Source organism: Streptomyces sp. 1222.5 (assembly GCF_900105245.1).
Lineage (GTDB): Bacteria > Actinomycetota > Actinomycetes > Streptomycetales > Streptomycetaceae > Streptomyces > Streptomyces albidocamelliae.
On record NZ_FNSZ01000001.1, the window covers coordinates 6,668,908 to 6,685,785 of the forward strand.

Sequence of the window (16,878 nt, forward strand, 5' to 3'; positions counted from 1 at the left end):
CGGCCCTAGGGGACGTGGCGGCGGGCGCGCAGGGCCAGGCTCAACGCCAGGACCGTCTGCGGGTCGTCGAGGTCGGTGCCGAGCAACTCGCCGATGCGGGCCAGGCGGTTGTAGAGCGTCTGCCGGTTCAGGTGCAGTTCCCGGGCCGTCTCCGCCTTGCGGCCGGCGTGTGCCAGATAGGTCTCCAGGGTCGGCAGCAGCGGCGGCCTGGAGCGGCGGTCGTGGTCGCGCAGCGGGCCGATCGCGCGGTCCACGAAGGCCGCCAGGTCGGGATGGTCGCGCAGCCGCCACAGCAGTAGGTCGATGTCGAGGCGGCGGGCGTCGTACCAGGGCCGGTCGGTCAGTCCCTGGGCCGCCGTCGCCGTCTCCGCCGCGTGCCGCAGCCCCGCCGAGGCCGCGGCCCAGCCGCCGGCCACACCGACCACGACCACCGGCGGCGGGGAGCCCGGCCGCCGCATCCCGGCGCGTTCCACACCCGCGCGCAGTGCCGCCGCCACCCGGTCCGCGATCGCCGGCCGTTCGGACTCCGCGCGCAGCCCCAGCAGCACCAGGACCCGGCCCTCCACCGGTCTGACGCCGAGCAGCACCGGCACGCCCACCGCGGCCAGTTCCTCGGAGACCGCCCGGGCCAGCACGGCCCAGCCGCCGCCGGGCGACAGGGAGTCACCGATCCGCATGACGACGGGCAGCAACGGGCTCTCGCCGGGCCGGAAGCCGAGGACCCGGGCCTGTGCCGGGGCGTCCTCCGCCGCGATACGGCCCTCCGCGAGGTCGGTGAGGAAGTCCCCGCGTCCGCGCGCCGCGAGTTCCTCCTCCTGCCGGGCCTGCATCAGCACCACGGCCAGGATGCCCGCGGCCCGGTCGGCGGCGATCCGGTGCACCGGCGACAGCGGTGAGCGGACCGGCAGCAGGACGAGCCGGGCACGGACCGAACCCGCCGTACCCGGACCGCCCCCGGGCACGTCCACCAGGACGGAACCGGCGGGCGGCGGGGCGTCCTTGTGCGGGCCGCGCAGTCCCTCCCACACCTGCAACGGGTCCGCGCCCTCCGGCCCGGACCCGGCGGCGTACAGCAGCCGGCCGTCGGCGGTCTCCAGGAACACCGGGTTGTCACCGAAGTCGGCCAGGATGCCCAGCACCTGCGGCACCCCGCCGCCGCCCAGCAGAGCCTCGGTGCAGCGCCGGTGCACCTCGTCGGCCCGCTGGAGCAGCGCGTAGTGCCCGTTGACGATCTCCGTGTGGATCTCCTCGGTCACCGTCACGAACGGCACCTCGCGGTGCAGCTGGACCAGCGGCAGACCGGCCGTCCGGGCCGTGTCCACCAGGGCCGAGGGCAGCCGGGTGAAGCGCGGGCCCAGCTCCACCACCAGCGCGGCGATCCCGCGCTCGGCGAGGGTCCGGACGAAGGCCCGCTGCTCGGCCGGACGGGTGCCGAGGCCGTAGCCGGTGGTGAGCAGCAGCTCGCCGCCCTTGAGCAGCGAGGCGATGTTCGGCACCTCGCCCGCGTGCACCCAGCGCACCGTGCGCCCCAGCCGGTCGGCGCCCGCCAGGATCTCCGGCAGACCACTGCGCAGACCAGGCAGCTCCAGCGCCCGCTGCACGGTGATCCCGGCGCCCTGGGTGTCGAATCGGTTGTCCGTACGGCTGTCCATGCAGCGGACGCTACCTGCGCAAACGCCCCGGGGACAGCTTCGGCACCGGGCCGTTCGCGGCGGTCGCTACACGGGCCTGATGTTGTGGTTGAAGCGGAACACGTTGTCCGGGTCGTACTGCCGCTTCACCTTCTCCAGGCGCAGCGTGTTCTCCTCGCCCAGGCCCGCCCGGACCCGCTCCCGGCCCTCGTCGCCGATGAAGTTGAGGTAGACCGCCCCGGTGCTCCACGGCCGGACGTCCGCCCGCACGTCCCGGACCCAGGCGACGGCCCGCTCGTCGTCGGCCGGATCCGCCCAGATGGCGAACGGGTGCGCGGCCCACGCCGCGTCCCGGTACGGCACCGGGTACTCGTGCGGGCCTGCGGCGATCGCGCCGCCCTGCGGGAACAACAGGTGCTGGGTGCTGGTCGGCACCGGCATGCTGTCGGCGCGGGCGCAGAAGACGTCCACCAAGTCGTCCGGCAGCCCGGTCAGATACTCCGCGGACCAGTAGTTCCGCAGCCCGGGCGGATCGTCGAGCATGCACTGCACGTCGGCGTACGGCATGTCACCGGCCAGCTCCACCTCGTGCGGCAGCGCCAGCAGCGGCTCGGCGAGCTTGCGCAGGTCGTCCTCGCCGCCCGCGTAGGTCAGCAGGGCGGCGCACACCAGCTTGCCCACCAGCTCGGGCGGCGTGAACTCCTCTGGCGGGCCGGTGATGTACAGCGCCGCGCCGCTCAGCTCGTCCGGTCCGGTGCGGATGACCTCGCGGTAGGTGCGGATCACGTCCGGCCCGAACTGCGGCTGGTACATCAGCAGCACGATCGAGAACTCCGGCAGTTCGTGCAGCTGAAGGGTGAGCGCGGTCGCGATCCCGAAGTTGCCGCCCCCGCCGTGCAGGGCCCAGAACAGCTCGGGGTTCTCGTCGGGGTTCGCGTGCACGCGCTCGGCGTCGGCGGTCACCAGCTCGACGCCGATGAGGTTGTCGACGGCGAGTCCGAAGGCCCGGTCCAGCCAGCCGGTGCCGCCGCCCAGGACGAACCCGCCCACACCGGTGGTGGAGGCGCGTCCGCCGGTGGTCGCGAGGCCGTGGCGCTGGGTGGCCCGGTCCAGATGGCTCATCGTGGCACCGCCCTCGACCCGGGCCGCCTCGGCAGCCGGGTCCACGGTCACCTGATGCATCCGGCGCAGGTCCACCACCAGCGCACCGTCGCCGAGCGCCGACCCGGCCACGCTGTGGCCGCCGCCGCGTACCGCGATGTGCAGGTCCAGTTCCCTGCCGAAGCGCACCGTGCGGACCACGTCCGTGGTGTCCGCGCACTGGGCGATGACCGCCGGCCTGCGGTCGATCATCGCGTTGAAGACCGTACGGGCCTCGTCGTAGCCCGGGTCCCCTGGGGCGAACACGGCGCCGACCAGATCCTCGCGCAGCGCGGCGAGGGCCGCGCCCGCCTTCGATGAGGGAGCCATGGCCGCCCCCTTCCGTGCAGGGGCTGGGTGACTCTCCCAGCGTAGGCGCGCGCGGCCCGGTGCTCCTGCTCAGCCGCCGTAGGCGCCCGAGGCCGTCAGCCGCAGCGCGGTGTCGATCAGCGGAACGTGGCTGAAGGCCTGCGGGAAGTTGCCGACCTGCCGCTGCAGGCGGGGGTCCCACTCCTCGGCGAGCAGCCCGAGGTCGTTGCGCAGCGCGAGGAGCTTCTCGAACAGTTTGCGGGCCTCGTCCACCCGGCCGATCATCGCCAGGTCGTCCGCCATCCAGAACGAGCAGGCGAGGAACGCGCCTTCGTCGCCGGGCAGGCCGTCGACGCCCTCGTGCGCACCCTCGGTCGGGTAGCGCAGGATGAACCCGTCCGTCGTGGACAGCTCGCGCTGGATCGCCTCGATGGTGCCGATCACCCGCTTGTCGTCCGGCGGCAGGAAGCCCATCTGCGGGATGAGCAGCAGCGCGGCGTCCAGCTCCTGCGAGCCGTAGGACTGGGTGAAGGTGTTGCGCTCCTTGTCGTAGCCCTTCTCGCACACGTCCCGGTGGATGTCGTCGCGCAGTTCCTTCCAGCGCTCCAGCGGGCCGTCCGCGTAACCGGACTCGATCAGCTTGATGGTGCGGTCGACGGCGACCCAGGCCATGACCTTGGAGTGCACGAAGTGCCGGCGCGGGCCGCGCACCTCCCAGATGCCCTCGTCGGGCTCCTGCCAGTGGTCCTCCAGGTAGCGGATCAGCTTCAGCTGGAGCAGCGAGGCGTAGTCGTGGCGGGCCAGGCCGGTCATGTGGGCCAGGTGCAGGGCCTCGGTGACCTCGCCGTACACGTCCAGCTGGAGCTGGTGGGCGGCGCCGTTGCCGACCCGGACCGGGGCCGAGTTCTCGTAGCCCGGCAGCCAGTCCAGCTCTGCCTCGCCCAGCTCCCGCTCGCCGGCCAGGCCGTACATGATCTGCAGGTTCTCCGGGTCCCCGGCGACCGCGCGCAGCAGCCACTCGCGCCAGGCGCGGGCCTCCTCGCGGTAGCCGGTGCGCAGCAGCGAGGACAGGGTGATCGCCGCGTCCCGCAGCCAGGTGTAGCGGTAGTCCCAGTTGCGCACCCCGCCGATGTCCTCGGGCAGCGAGGTGGTCGGAGCGGCCACGATGCCGCCCGTGGGGGCGTACGTCAGCGCCTTCAGGGTGATCAGGGAGCGGACCACCGCCTCGCGGTACGGGCCGTGGTACGTACAGTGCTCGACCCACTCGCGCCAGAAGTCCTCCGTCGCCACCAGCGAGGTCTCCGGCTCGGGCAGCGGCGGCGCCTCCTTGTGCGAGGGCTGCCAGGAGATGGTGAAGGCGATGCGGTCGCCCGCGGCGACCGTGAAGTCGGAGTAGGTGGTCAGCGACTTCCCGTAGGTCTCCGCCTCCGTGTCGAACCACACCGAGTCGGGGCCCGCGACGGCCACCGTGCGGCCCTCGTGCTTGTGCACCCACGGCACGACCCGGCCGTAGGAGAACCGCATCCGGAGGGCCGAGCGCATCGGCACCCGGCCGGTGACGCCCTCCACGATCCGGATCAGCTGGGGGGCGCCGTCACGCGGCGGCATGAAATCGGTCACGCGGACCGTGCCGCGCGGGGTGTCCCACTCCGATTCCAGGATCAGCGAGTCGCCGCGGTAGGTCCGCCGGGCGGCCGTGGGCGGCTCCACGTCGGCGGCGTGCGCCGGGCCGAGCCGCCAGAAACCGTGTTCCTCGGTGCCCAGCAGGCCGGCGAAGATGGCATGCGAGTCGAAGCGGGGCAGGCACAGCCAGTCGACTGTGCCGTCCCGGCAGACCAGTGCGGCGGTCTGCATGTCTCCGATGAGTGCGTAGTCTTCGATGCGCCCGGCCACGTGCAACTCCAGTCGAACGGCCACGTCACCCCCGCGCAGGGGGGCTGTCGCTAGTGCGGTCAAGGGGTCGTTGTTATGCGTCGTTGAGCGGTGAAGCAAAGCAGTCCGCCGAGCCCTGGGGCAACACGACAGTCCTTGCTCAACGAACTGCCGCGCTCTCGTTGTTCCGGATGATGGTGGCGGGGGTGTGCCGTCGTTCCGGCCGGGCTCGGCAGCGAGTGTCCGAGCAGGATACGACGCACGTAGATGATCTGCGCGCCGCTCCGGGCAACCCGTGTGGGCCGAACGAGTGAGCAGCGGGTGAAACCAGTGTGACCCGCGCGCGTCCGTGATGACAGGTGTCGCGCGCCACGCCGTAGCCGGGGGAGCGCGGAGTGTGGCCGGAAGCCATCGGGCTCGGGCGCTGATACCCTGGTAGCCCGTGGACCGGTGGGCCCGAAACCCCCGAACCGCAGCGACGGCACCGACGGCCGGAAGCACAGTGTCTTCCGGGCCGGAAGCCGTACCGCACGACAGCCAGCGACCACGGGAGCCCCCTCTTGGCCATGCCGCCGAAATCTACGACGACCAAGCACATCTTCGTCACCGGGGGTGTTGCCTCCTCTCTCGGCAAGGGCCTCACCGCCTCCAGCCTGGGCATGCTGCTCAAGGCCCGCGGCCTGCGCGTCGTGATGCAGAAGCTCGACCCGTACCTGAACGTCGACCCGGGCACGATGAACCCCTTCCAGCACGGTGAGGTGTTCGTCACCAACGACGGCGCCGAGACCGACCTGGACATCGGCCACTACGAGCGCTTCCTCGACCGGGACCTGGACGGCACCGCCAACGTCACCACCGGCCAGGTGTACTCCACCGTGATCGCCAAGGAGCGGCGCGGCGAGTACCTGGGCGACACCGTGCAGGTCATCCCGCACATCACCAACGAGATCAAGCACCGCATCCGCCGCATGGCCACCGACGAGGTGGACGTCGTCATCACCGAGGTCGGCGGCACGGTCGGCGACATCGAGTCGCTGCCGTTCCTGGAGACGGTCCGCCAGGTCCGCCACGAGGTCGGCCGGGACAACGTCTTTGTGGTGCACATCTCGCTGCTGCCGTACATCGGCCCGTCCGGCGAGCTGAAGACCAAGCCGACCCAGCACTCCGTCGCCGCCCTGCGCAACATCGGTATCCAGCCGGACGCCATCGTGCTGCGCTGCGACCGCGAGGTCCCCACCGCGATCAAGCGCAAGATCTCGCTGATGTGCGACGTGGACGAGGCCGCCGTCGTGGCCTGCCCCGACGCCCGGTCGATCTACGACATCCCGAAGACCGTGCACGGCGAGGGCCTGGACGCCTACGTGGTGCGCAAGCTCGACCTGCCCTTCCGGGACGTCGACTGGACGACGTGGGACGACCTGCTCGACCGCGTCCACAACCCCGACCACGAGATCACCCTCGCCCTGGTCGGCAAGTACATCGACCTGCCCGACGCCTACCTGTCGGTCACCGAGGCCCTGCGCGCCGGCGGTTTCGCCAACAAGGCCCGCGTCAAGATCAAGTGGGTCACCTCGGACGACTGCAAGACCCCGGCCGGCGCCAAGGCCCAGCTCGGCGACGTGGACGGCATCTGCATTCCCGGCGGGTTCGGCGAGCGCGGTGTGACCGGCAAGGTCGGCGCCATCCGTTACGCCCGCGAGAACAAGATCCCGCTGCTCGGCCTCTGCCTGGGCCTGCAGTGCATCGTGGTCGAGGCCGCCCGCAACCTGGCCGACATCCAGGACGCCAACTCCACCGAGTTCGACCCGGCCACCGCCCACCCGGTCATCTCCACCATGGCCGAGCAGATGGACATCGTCGCCGGCGAGGGCGACATGGGCGGCACCATGCGGCTCGGCATGTACCCGGCCAAGCTGGCCGACGGCTCCATCGTCCGCGAGGTGTACGACGGCAAGGAGTACGTCGAGGAGCGGCACCGCCACCGCTACGAGGTGAACAACGCCTACCGCGCGGAGCTGGAGAAGAAGGCGGGCATCCTGTTCTCCGGCACCTCCCCGGACGGCAAGCTCGTCGAGTACGTGGAGTACCCGCGCGACGTGCACCCCTACCTGGTCGCCACGCAGGCGCACCCCGAGCTGCGCTCGCGGCCGACGCGTCCGCACCCGCTGTTCGCCGGCCTCGTGAAGGCGGCCGTCGAGCGGAAGACTTCGAAGTAACACACCAGTTGTACGGTGGCCGGGGTGCGAACCTTCAAAGGTGGGCACCCCGGCTTTCGTATCGGCCGGTTTCTCACTTGCACGTGTGGAAGGACAGGGCATGACGATCAAGGACACCGCCGAGGCGTGGGAGATCCGGGCGACGGACACCCCCTTCGTGGGCAACAAGACCTCCGTCCGCACGGACGACGTGGTCATGCCCGACGGCTCGGTGGTCCGCCGCGACTACCAGGTCCATCCGGGCTCGGTCGCCGTCCTCGCCCTGGACGACGAGGACCGGGTCCTGCTGATCAACCAGTACCGGCACCCCGTGCGGCACAAGCTCTGGGAGATCCCGGCCGGCCTGCTCGACGTGCCCGGCGAGAACCCGCTGCACGCGGCCCAGCGCGAGCTGTACGAGGAGGCGCACGTCAAGGCGGAGGACTGGCGGGTCCTGACCGACGTCTACACCACGCCCGGCGGCTGCGACGAGGCGGTACGGATCTTCCTCGCCCGCGACCTGTCCGAGGTCGAGGGGGAGCGCTTCGAGGCGGAGCACGAGGAGACCGACATGGAGCACGCGCGCCTGCCGGTCGACGAGCTGGTGCGCCTGGTCCTCGCCGGTGACCTGCACAACAACTGCCTGGTCGTGGGCGTCCTGTCGCTGGTCGCCGCCCGCGGCGGGGACGGCCTGGACGCCCTGCGGCCCGCCGACGCGCCCTGGCCGGCGCGCCCCTTCACCTCCTGAACCCGCCGCGTCCGCGCATTGGTGTGACCATCGCCTGATCCGATCGGGCGACCCGTCCGCCGCGCTCCCCACGGATCGTCGCAGAGCGTGAACTAGGCTCTGGAAACGCCCGTACCGGAAGATCCGGCGGGCTTGCGCGTGCGGTGGGACGGGAGTGTGGCCCGTGACGGATCAGGCGGTGGACACAGACGATGCGCGGCTGTCCGCGCGTACGGCCGCGGGGGACGGATTCCTGGGCCGCACAAGGGAGTTGAAGGAGCTGCGCGCCGACATCGAGCGCGCGGGCCTGGACACCCTCTCCGGCCGCAAGGCCCCGCGAGCGCGGGTGCTGCTGGTCGCCGGCCGGCCCGGTTCCGGACGGACCGCGCTCGCCGAGGAACTCGTCCGCCAGGTCGCGGGGCGTTACCCCGACGGGGTGCTGCGGGCACGGCTCGGCGAGCCCGACGGCACCCCCGTCCCGGTCGAGCGCGCCGCCCGCGAACTGCTCGGCGCCCTGGGCCTGCCGACCCCCGCCGGAGCCGCCGAGGACGACCTGACCGAGGCACTGCGCGCCGCTCTCGCCGACCGGCGGACGCTGCTCCTGCTGGACGACGCCCCCGGCGCCGAACAGGTCGACGCGCTGCTCCCGGAGGCCCCCGACTGCCTGGTCGTGGCCGTCTCCGGCGGACCGCTCACCGGTATCGCGGACGTCCGTCCCTGCACCCTCGGCGGCCTGGACACCAAGTCCGCGGTGGAGCTCCTTGCCCGGTTCACCGGCTCGGTGCGCATCACCGTCGACCCGCGCTCCGCCGAAAGCCTCGCCGAGGCCTGCCAGGGCCATCCGGCGGCCCTGGTCCTGGCCGGCGGCTGGCTCGCCGCCCGCCCCCAGGCCGCCGTCTCCGACCTCGCCAAACGCCTGCACGCCGACACCGACGACGGCACCCCGCTCGCCCGCGTCCTGCGGCTCGTCCACGCCCAGCTGCCCGGCCCCGCCGCCCGGATGCTGCGCATGCTCTCCCTCGCCCCGGCCGGCCTGGCCGACCCGCACACCGCCTCGGCCCTGGCCGGCTGCTCGGTCGAGGGCGCGCGGGCGGTCCTCGACGACCTCGTCGCCCTCGGCCTGCTGCGCACGACCGGCTCCCCCCTGCCCCAGTACGAGGTCCCCGGCTGTCTGCACCCCCTGCTGAAGGCCCTCGCCGAGACCCACGAGAGGCCCGCGGAGCTCCAGCTGGCCCGGGCCCGGATGCTGGAGCGGACCGTCCGGCTCCTCCAGGCCTGCCGGACGATCACCGAGACGGACAGCCCGCAGGCCCGCGAGAAGCTGAACGCCATGCCCCGCGAGGTGCGCTTCCCCACTCCGAGGGCCGCCGCCGACTGGCTGCGCGTCCGCCGGCCCGCGCTGCTGGCCTCCGCCCGGCTCGCGGTCGCCGACGGGGAGCTGGACACGCTGGCCAGGCGGCTGCTGTCACAGCTGGTCAGGGCCGTCGCGGCGCATGTCGGCACCCGGGCGGCCGCGGCGGACCTGTACGGCGTCCACGGCCTCGTCCTCGACGTCGCCGAGCGGCGCGGACTGTCCCGGGAGAAGGCAGCCGCCCTGCTGAACCTGGGCGATCTCGACGCCCAGACCGGTCGCACCCGGGACGCCCTCGCCCGCTACCGGTCGGCGCTGGACGCCGGCCGGGAGGCGAACGACCCGTACGCGACCGGCCGCGCGATGGAATCCGTAGGCGGCGCGTACCAGGAGCTCGGGGATCACGACCGGGCCGCCGACTGGTACGGCCGCGCGCTGTCCGAGCGGCTGGCGCGGGGCGAGCGCGAGCAGGCCGCCCGGCTGTACGGCCGGATCGCCACCGCGCACACCTACGCGGGCCGCTACGGCGAGGCGCTCAGGAACTGGCGGGCGGCCGTGGCCGGCTACCGCAAGAGCGGCGATGTCGCCGCCCAGGCGCGGGCGTTGAGCGAACTGGCCCGGGTGCAGGAGTACGCGGGACGGCCCGAGGAGTCACTGCGCACCTGCCAGGAGGCGGTGGAGTGGGCGCGGCGCGCCGAGGACGTCCGGCTGCAGGCCGCCCTGCAGCTCAGACTGGCCGACACGCTGGAGCACCTGGGCGACCCCGCGTCGGCCCACCTGCACCGTGCCGCGGCCGAGCGCATGCTGGACGAAGAGCCGTCGGAGGACGGCGCAAGCCTGGAACACGACGTTAGCGCCTGCGAAATCCGCAGTGCCGCGAGCGAAGATTGATGCAATGAAAGGCTAGACAGCCGGAACACCTTCATTAGACTGGCTCTGCCGCACACTCCAGCGGTGTCTCCCGGTATGCCCCCGCATGTCTGGGTACGTCTGTAATGCACCCCCATACCCTCTGAGCCAAGGACCGTGATCCACGTGAAGGTCGGCATCCCCCGCGAGGTCAAGAACAACGAGTTCCGGGTGGCCATCACCCCCGCCGGTGTGCACGAGCTGGTGCGCAACGGGCACCAGGTCGTCGTCGAGCGGGGCGCCGGCCTCGGTTCCTCGATCACGGACACCGAGTACGTGGCCGCCGGTGCCGAGATCCTCGAGACGGCGGACGAGGTCTGGACGGCCGCCGACCTGCTGCTGAAGGTCAAGGAGCCCATCGCGGAGGAGTACCACCGCCTCCGCAAGGACCAGATCCTCTTCACCTACCTGCACCTGGCCGCCTCCAAGGAGTGCACGGACGCGCTCGTCGAGTCGGGTACCACGGCCATCGCCTACGAGACGGTCGAGCTGCCGAGCCGCGCCCTGCCGCTGCTCGCCCCGATGTCCGAGGTCGCGGGCCGCCTGGCCCCGCAGGTCGGCGCCTACCACCTCATGCGCGCGGCCGGCGGCCGTGGCGTGCTGCCGGGCGGCGTCCCGGGCGTGACCCCGGCGAAGGCCGTCGTCATCGGCGGTGGCGTCTCCGGCTGGAACGCCACCCAGGTCGCCGTCGGCATGGGCTTCGACGTGACTCTGCTGGACCGCGACATCAACAAGCTGCGCGAGGCCGACAAGATCTTCGGCACGAAGGTCAAGGCGATCATGTCCAACACCTTCGAGCTGGAGAAGGCCGTCCTCGACGCCGACCTCGTCATCGGCGCGGTCCTCATTCCGGGCGCCAAGGCCCCGAAGCTGGTCACCAACGAGCTGGTGTCCCGGATGAAGCCCGGAAGTGTCCTTGTCGACATCGCGATCGACCAGGGCGGCTGCTTCGAGGACTCGCGTCCCACCACGCACGCCGAGCCGACCTTCGAGGTCCACAACTCGGTCTTCTACTGCGTCGCCAACATGCCGGGCGGTGTGCCGAACACCTCCACCAACGCCCTCACCAACGCCACGCTGCCGTACATCGTGTCGCTGGCCAACAACGGCTGGGTCGAGGCGCTGCGCCGCGACGCCGCGCTCGCCAAGGGTCTCAACACCCATGACGGCAAGGTCGTTTACAAGGAGGTCGCCGAGGCCCACGGCCTGGAGCACGTCGAGCTCGAGACCCTGCTGGGCTGACCTCCGTGACCTGGTGAGTCGTTAAGTCGTCCCCGGTCAAAAGGCGATTCGTCAACACGTCTCGTCAACATCGCACGCCCGGCCGGACCTTGCCCGACAAGGTCCGGCCGGATGTGTGTATGGTCACTTTGCGACTCTCGGTCAACTCGCCTCGAACGTAACCCTTCGACCGATTCGCACACCGGTGAAACCTGCTGTGCGACGGCCGTACGCCCTTGACAGCGAGATGTTTCATTGCCGACACATCCTGCCGGGTCCGGCGGATTGTGTTGCTGCGGACCGCCGACACGCCATAGAGTCGCCAACCGTCGGCATGGTGCCACGCTGACCTTGTCTAGAAGTTTCCTGGTCACCAAGGAGGTAAGACGACTTGTGAATGAGTCGACATTTTCTCCCGGGGGTGGTCAACCAGGAATGCCCGCACGGGGCCATGGCCCCGCGGGTGTCGAGGCTGTCGGCTCCGTAGCTGTGCGCACCTTCGCAGCCCACCAGAGTCCGAGGCCGCAGATCGCCCGGACAGCACACCAGAGCATGGATGGCCATCACGTGAACGCCATGGCCGGCGACGGAAGTGGCGCGCCCCACAACCACTTCGCCGACTACGACGAACTGCCCGAGGGGCACTTCTACGACCCCGACGCCGAGTACGAGCCCGATCCCGAGTACGCGGCCACGCTGGCGCCCGACGCGGCCCGCCAGCGCCGTGAGCGCATCGGTCCGACCGGACGCCCGCTGCCGTACTTCCCGATCCCGGGCCCGCTGACCGACCACGGCCCCGCGAAGATCATCGCGATGTGCAACCAGAAGGGCGGCGTCGGCAAGACGACGTCGACCATCAACCTGGGTGCCGCGCTCGCGGAGTACGGCCGGCGCGTGCTGCTCGTGGACTTCGACCCGCAGGGCGCGCTGTCGGTGGGTCTCGGCGTCAATCCGATGGAGCTCGACCTCACCGTCTACAACCTGCTCATGGAGCGGGGCATGTCGGCGGACGAGGTCCTGCTGAAGACGGCGGTCCCCAACATGGACCTGCTGCCGTCCAACATCGACCTGTCGGCCGCGGAGGTCCAGCTGGTCTCCGAGGTCGCCCGCGAGTCGACGCTCCAGCGGGCGCTCAAGCCGCTGCTGCCCGACTACGACTACATCGTGATCGACTGTCAGCCCTCGCTCGGCCTGCTCACGGTCAACGCGCTGACGGCCGCGCACAAGGTGATCGTGCCGCTGGAGTGCGAGTTCTTCGCGCTGCGCGGTGTGGCCCTGCTGACCGAGACCATCGAGAAGGTCCAGGAGCGGCTCAACCCCGAGCTCGAACTGGACGGCATCCTCGCCACGATGTACGACTCGCGCACCGTGCACAGCCGTGAGGTGCTCGCGCGTGTCGTCGAGGCGTTCGACGACCACGTCTACCACACGGTCATCGGGCGCACGGTCCGCTTCCCGGAGACCACGGTCGCCGGTGAGCCGATCACCACGTACGCCTCCAACTCCGTCGGTGCCGCCGCCTATCGCCAGCTTGCCAGGGAGGTGCTCGCCCGGTGTCACGCCGAGTGAGTCTGCCGGGGGCCGACGAACTCTTCCGCACGACAGGGGGAATGGCGCTTCAGCCGTCGAGTCCCCGGCGCGGGGCCAATGGTGAGGCTCGGGTGCCGGCTCCCGCGGGGGAGAGCGACGAGGCGGCCGCCACGGAGGACGCACCGCAGTCGGTGCCCGTCCGGGGCGGCGACGGAGAGGGCGCGGAGCATGTCGCGGCGGTCGAGACGGAGCCGGCCGAGGCCGGCGAGTCCCGCACTCGTCCGGCGCGACGGCAGGCTCCGCAGGAAGGTTCTGCCGCCGCGCAGCCGCGCAAGCGGGGACGGGCGGCGAACCGGCGGCCCAGCGGGCGCGAGCGGCACGACGAGAAGATCACGGTGTACGTGTCGGCCGAGGAGCTGATGGACCTGGAGCACGCGCGTCTCGTGCTCCGAGGTGAGCACGGTCTCGCCGTCGACCGGGGCCGCATCGTCCGCGAGGCGGTGGCCGTGGTCCTGGCCGACCTGGAGGCCCGCGGGGACGCGAGCATCCTCGTACGACGGCTGCGCGGGCGGTAGCGGTAGCCTGCGGGGGCCATGACCTCGAACGACGCCCCCGCCCCTGCCTCCGGCCCAGGAGCCGGCCGCCGGCGTGCGCTGGGCCGGGGACCGGGAATGCCGTCGGCTCCGCCACCCGAGCGTCCCGAGAAGCCCTCACCGACAGCGTCCGAGCCCGTACGGGCTGCCGAACCGGTGGCGGTATCTGGGTCTGGGGCGGGTAGCCAGCCGGACGCGGCCGCCGAGACGGTGGGACGCACCGAGCCCGCGCGGGCTGCCCAGGCAGTGGCGGCTTACGAGCCTCCAGGGGACACCGAGCCGGTCGAGGTCGCGGAGACGCTGGTGGGCACCGAGTCCGCCGGGGCCGCCGAGCCCGCGGCGGACACCGAGCCCGCGAGAGGCACTGACCCGGCGGGGTCCGCCGGACCGGTGGTGGCGCCCGAGCCTGCGTCGGACGGCGAACCCGTGCGGACTGCCGAGGCGGTGATGGCTCCCCAGCCTGTATCGGGCACCGAGCCGGCCGCGGGCGCCGAGCCCGCGGGGGCTGACGAACCGACGGTGGCCCCCGCACCTGCGGCGGACAGCGAGTCCGTCACGGTCGCCGAGGCGCTCGTGGCCTCTGGGTCTGGGGCGGGCACCGAGCCCGCGGTGGCTCCCGAGCCTTCGGCGGGCACCGAGCCTGCGCGGGCTGCCGAGCCCGTACCCGGCACGGGGTCGGTCGCGGTGGCCGAACCGGCGGTGGCCTCCGAGCCCGGGGTGCTTCCCGGGGACCGGGCCGCCTCTGTCGCCGCGCCCATGCCGGGGGTCGGTGCTCCGGAGTCCGGGGGCTTCGGGTCGGCGGCTGGTGGTCGCGAGGTTCCCGACGGGGTCTTCAAGGTGCGGCTCGCGAACTTCGAGGGGCCCTTCGACCTGCTCCTCCAGCTGATCTCCAAGCACAAGCTGGACGTCACCGAGGTCGCCCTGTCGAAGGTCACCGACGAGTTCATGGCACACATCCGGGCCATGGGACCGGACTGGGACCTGGACCAGACGACCGAGTTCCTGGTCGTCGCCGCCACCCTGCTCGACCTGAAGGCGGCCCGCCTGCTGCCCCGCGCCGAGGTCGAGGACGAGGCCGACCTGGCGCTCCTGGAGGCGCGCGACCTGCTCTTCGCCCGGCTGCTCCAGTACCGCGCCTACAAACGGATCGCGGACATCTTCAACGAGCGCCTCGCCGAGGAGGCCCTGCGCCGGCCCCGTACCGTCGGCCTGGAACCCGAGCACGCCGAGCTGCTGCCCGAGGTCGTCATCAGCATCGGCCCCGAGGGGTTCGCCAAGCTCGCCGTCAAGGCGATGCAGCCCAGGCCCAAGCCGCAGGTCTACGTCGACCACATCCACGCCCCGCTGGTCAGCGTCCAGGAGCAGGCGGGCATCGTGGTGGCACGGGTGAGGGAGCTGGGGGAGGTCAGCTTCCGGGTGCTCGTCGAGGACACCGACGACACCCTCACCGTCGTCGCGCGGTTCCTTGCGCTGCTGGAGCTGTACCGCGAGAAGGCGGTCGCCCTGGAGCAGGAGACCGCGCTCGGGGAGCTGGTCGTGCGCTGGACCGGCGGGGACACGGACGCGGCGCCGCGGGTCACCGACGAGTTCGACCGGCCGCCCGAGGAGCCCAAGGAGGAGAGGAAGCCATGAGCGAGGAGACCGCGGAGCTCCCGGCGGGCCCGCAGGGCGCCGCCGACCTCGAGCTGAAGCCCGCCCTGGAGGCGATGCTCATGGTCGTGGACGAGCCCGCGACCGAGGAGCACCTCGCCCGGATCCTGGAGCGGCCCAAGCGGCGGATCGGGGACGCGCTGCGCGAGCTGGCCGACGAGTACACCGTGCAGGGTCGCGGCTTCGAGCTGCGGTACGTCGCCGGCGGCTGGCGCTTCTACACCCGGGCCGCCTACGCGCCCGCGGTCGAACGGCTCGTGCTGGAGGGGCAGACCGCCCGCCTCACCCAGGCGGCGCTGGAGACCCTCGCGGTGGTCGCCTACCGCCAGCCGGTCAGCCGCAGCCGCGTCTCCGCCGTGCGCGGAGTGAACTGCGACGGCGTGATGCGCACCCTCCTCCAGCGCGGTCTGGTCGAGGAGGCGGGCGCGGAACCCGAAACAGGTGCGATCCTGTACAGGACGACGAACTACTTCCTGGAGCGGATGGGCCTGCGGGGCCTGGACGAACTTCCGGATCTCGCGCCCTTCCTCCCGGAGGCGGAGGCGATCGAGGCCGAGACCCAGGAGGGAGTCCCGTCGTTCGACCCGGACGCGCCCGACGCGCCCGGCGGTCAGGACGCAGACGACTAAGACGGAAACCTTGATGCGAAGCAGCGGCAGCGGCAAGAGCGGCGGGCGCGGTAACTACCGCGGTGCCGGCAACGACAGGGACCAGAAGCAGGGGCAGGGCCGGCCCCGCAAGCCCCGCCCCGAGGAGCGCCGCTACGACGTGGGCCCCGGGGCCACCCAGGACGGCCCCAAGTCCGGGCGCGGCGGCGCGGCCCGCGGCGGCGCCAAGGGCGGGCCGAAGAAGCCCCAGCAGGGCGGTCGTACGGCCCCCGCGCGCTCGCGTGAGTACGAGACGCGGGTCGAGGAGCGCAACCGGGAGCGGTACGCGGGCAAGAAGGACGTCAAGCTGCCCAAGACCTTCCCCGGCGCCGAGCAGGAGGGCGAGCGGCTGCAGAAGGTGCTCGCGCGCGCGGGCTACGGCTCCCGGCGCGCCTGCGAGGAGCTGATCGAGCAGGCCCGGGTCGAGATCAACGGCGAGATCGTGCTGGAGCAGGGCCGCCGGGTCGACCCGGAGAAGGACGAGGTCAAGGTCGACGGCCTGACGGTCGCGACGCAGTCGTACCAGTTCTTCTCGCTGAACAAGCCCGCCGGTGTCGTCTCCACCATGGAGGACCCGGAGGGCCGCCAGTGCCTCGGTGACTACGTCACCAACCGTGAGACGCGGCTCTTCCACGTCGGCCGGCTCGACACCGAGACCGAGGGTGTCATCCTGCTCACCAACCACGGCGAGCTGGCGCACCGGCTGACGCACCCCAAGTACGGCGTGAAGAAGACCTACCTCGCCGCGATCGTGGGCCCGATCCCGCGCGACCTCGGCAAGCGCCTGAAGGACGGCATCCAGCTGGAGGACGGCTACGCGCGCGCGGACCACTTCCGCGTCGTCGAGCAGACCGGCAAGAACTACCTGGTCGAGGTGACCTTGCACGAGGGCCGCAAGCACATCGTGCGGCGCATGCTCGCCGAGGCCGGATTCCCGGTCGAGAAGCTGGTCCGCACCTCCTTCGGCCCGATCACCCTGGGCGACCAGAAGTCGGGCTGGCTGCGCCGCCTGTCGAACACCGAGGTCGGCATGCTGATGCAGGAAGTCGATCTCTAGACCGGCCTTGCGCCGTTCACCGTCCCCCTTTATTGTCACTGTGACG

Annotated in this window: 12 protein-coding genes; 9 read left to right on the forward strand and 3 right to left on the reverse strand. The window is 71.9% G+C overall.

Annotation, left to right across the window (positions count from 1 at the left end; translation table 11 throughout):
- Positions 1–5: 5 nt before the first annotated feature.
- The 3 genes from BLW57_RS30160 to BLW57_RS30170 all read right to left on the reverse strand — a co-directional run bounded on the left by BLW57_RS30160 (position 6) and on the right by BLW57_RS30170 (position 4,973).
- On the reverse strand, positions 6–1,652 hold the full coding sequence (locus BLW57_RS30160) for a PucR family transcriptional regulator (protein ID WP_093478837.1): 1,647 nt from the start codon (positions 1,650–1,652) through the stop codon (positions 6–8).
- 66 nt (positions 1,653–1,718) lie between these two features.
- Positions 1,719–3,101: an FAD-binding oxidoreductase gene (locus tag BLW57_RS30165; protein WP_093478838.1), complete on the reverse strand. Its 1,383-nt coding sequence runs from the start codon at positions 3,099–3,101 to the stop codon at positions 1,719–1,721.
- A 69-nt stretch (positions 3,102–3,170) separates the two neighbouring features.
- On the reverse strand, positions 3,171–4,973 hold the full coding sequence (locus tag BLW57_RS30170; protein WP_093478840.1) for a glycoside hydrolase family 15 protein: 1,803 nt from the start codon (positions 4,971–4,973) through the stop codon (positions 3,171–3,173).
- 545 nt (positions 4,974–5,518) lie between these two features.
- Between BLW57_RS30170 and BLW57_RS30175 the strand changes: the two genes are divergently transcribed.
- From BLW57_RS30175 to BLW57_RS30215, 9 genes are all read left to right on the forward strand, one after another.
- Positions 5,519–7,168: a CTP synthase gene (locus BLW57_RS30175; RefSeq protein WP_093478842.1), complete on the forward strand. Its 1,650-nt coding sequence runs from the start codon at positions 5,519–5,521 to the stop codon at positions 7,166–7,168.
- Between the two features lie 100 nt (positions 7,169–7,268).
- The gene (locus tag BLW57_RS30180; RefSeq protein ID WP_093478843.1) at positions 7,269–7,895 is read left to right on the forward strand and encodes an NUDIX domain-containing protein; all 627 of its coding nucleotides are present in this window, start codon (positions 7,269–7,271) and stop codon (positions 7,893–7,895) included.
- A gap of 163 nt (positions 7,896–8,058) precedes the next feature.
- On the forward strand, positions 8,059–10,116 hold the full coding sequence (locus tag BLW57_RS30185) for a tetratricopeptide repeat protein (protein ID WP_093478845.1): 2,058 nt from the start codon (positions 8,059–8,061) through the stop codon (positions 10,114–10,116).
- 135 nt (positions 10,117–10,251) lie between these two features.
- Positions 10,252–11,376 carry an alanine dehydrogenase gene (ald, locus tag BLW57_RS30190; RefSeq protein WP_093478846.1) on the forward strand — a complete coding sequence of 375 codons (1,125 nt, stop codon included), beginning with the start codon at positions 10,252–10,254 and terminating at the stop codon, positions 11,374–11,376.
- Positions 11,377–11,790: 414 nt separating this feature from the next.
- A complete protein-coding gene (locus BLW57_RS30195) occupies positions 11,791–12,924 on the forward strand; it encodes a ParA family protein (RefSeq protein WP_093478848.1) in 1,134 nt (377 codons plus the stop codon).
- The gene (locus tag BLW57_RS30200) at positions 12,909–13,460 is read left to right on the forward strand and encodes a hypothetical protein (protein ID WP_093478849.1); all 552 of its coding nucleotides are present in this window, start codon (positions 12,909–12,911) and stop codon (positions 13,458–13,460) included. Before BLW57_RS30195 ends, BLW57_RS30200 begins: the two co-directional genes overlap by 16 nt.
- A 537-nt stretch (positions 13,461–13,997) precedes the next feature.
- Complete coding sequence (locus BLW57_RS30205; protein ID WP_371127816.1) at positions 13,998–15,110, forward strand: segregation and condensation protein A; 1,113 nt, start codon at positions 13,998–14,000, stop codon at positions 15,108–15,110.
- Positions 15,107–15,757: an SMC-Scp complex subunit ScpB gene (gene scpB / locus BLW57_RS30210; RefSeq protein WP_093478851.1), complete on the forward strand. Its 651-nt coding sequence runs from the start codon at positions 15,107–15,109 to the stop codon at positions 15,755–15,757. The genes BLW57_RS30205 and scpB overlap by 4 nt, the downstream gene beginning before the upstream one ends.
- A 13-nt stretch (positions 15,758–15,770) precedes the next feature.
- On the forward strand, positions 15,771–16,832 hold the full coding sequence (locus BLW57_RS30215; protein ID WP_093478852.1) for a pseudouridine synthase: 1,062 nt from the start codon (positions 15,771–15,773) through the stop codon (positions 16,830–16,832).
- Positions 16,833–16,878: the final 46 nt, after the last annotated feature.

What these genes read in the sequence shown, in the direction of transcription:
- BLW57_RS30215 (WP_093478852.1), top strand. Translation starts at nt 15,771, where the DNA reads ATGCGAAGCAGCGGCAGCGGCAAGAGCGGCGGGCGCGGTAACTACCGC.
- BLW57_RS30195 (WP_093478848.1), top strand. Translation starts at nt 11,791, where the DNA reads ATGCCCGCACGGGGCCATGGCCCCGCGGGTGTCGAGGCTGTCGGCTCC.
- scpB (WP_093478851.1), top strand. Translation starts at nt 15,107, where the DNA reads ATGAGCGAGGAGACCGCGGAGCTCCCGGCGGGCCCGCAGGGCGCCGCC.
- BLW57_RS30175 (WP_093478842.1), top strand. Translation starts at nt 5,519, where the DNA reads ATGCCGCCGAAATCTACGACGACCAAGCACATCTTCGTCACCGGGGGT.
- BLW57_RS30160 (WP_093478837.1), bottom strand. Translation starts at nt 1,652, where the DNA reads ATGGACAGCCGTACGGACAACCGATTCGACACCCAGGGCGCCGGGATC.
- BLW57_RS30180 (WP_093478843.1), top strand. Translation starts at nt 7,269, where the DNA reads ATGACGATCAAGGACACCGCCGAGGCGTGGGAGATCCGGGCGACGGAC.
- BLW57_RS30165 (WP_093478838.1), bottom strand. Translation starts at nt 3,101, where the DNA reads ATGGCTCCCTCATCGAAGGCGGGCGCGGCCCTCGCCGCGCTGCGCGAG.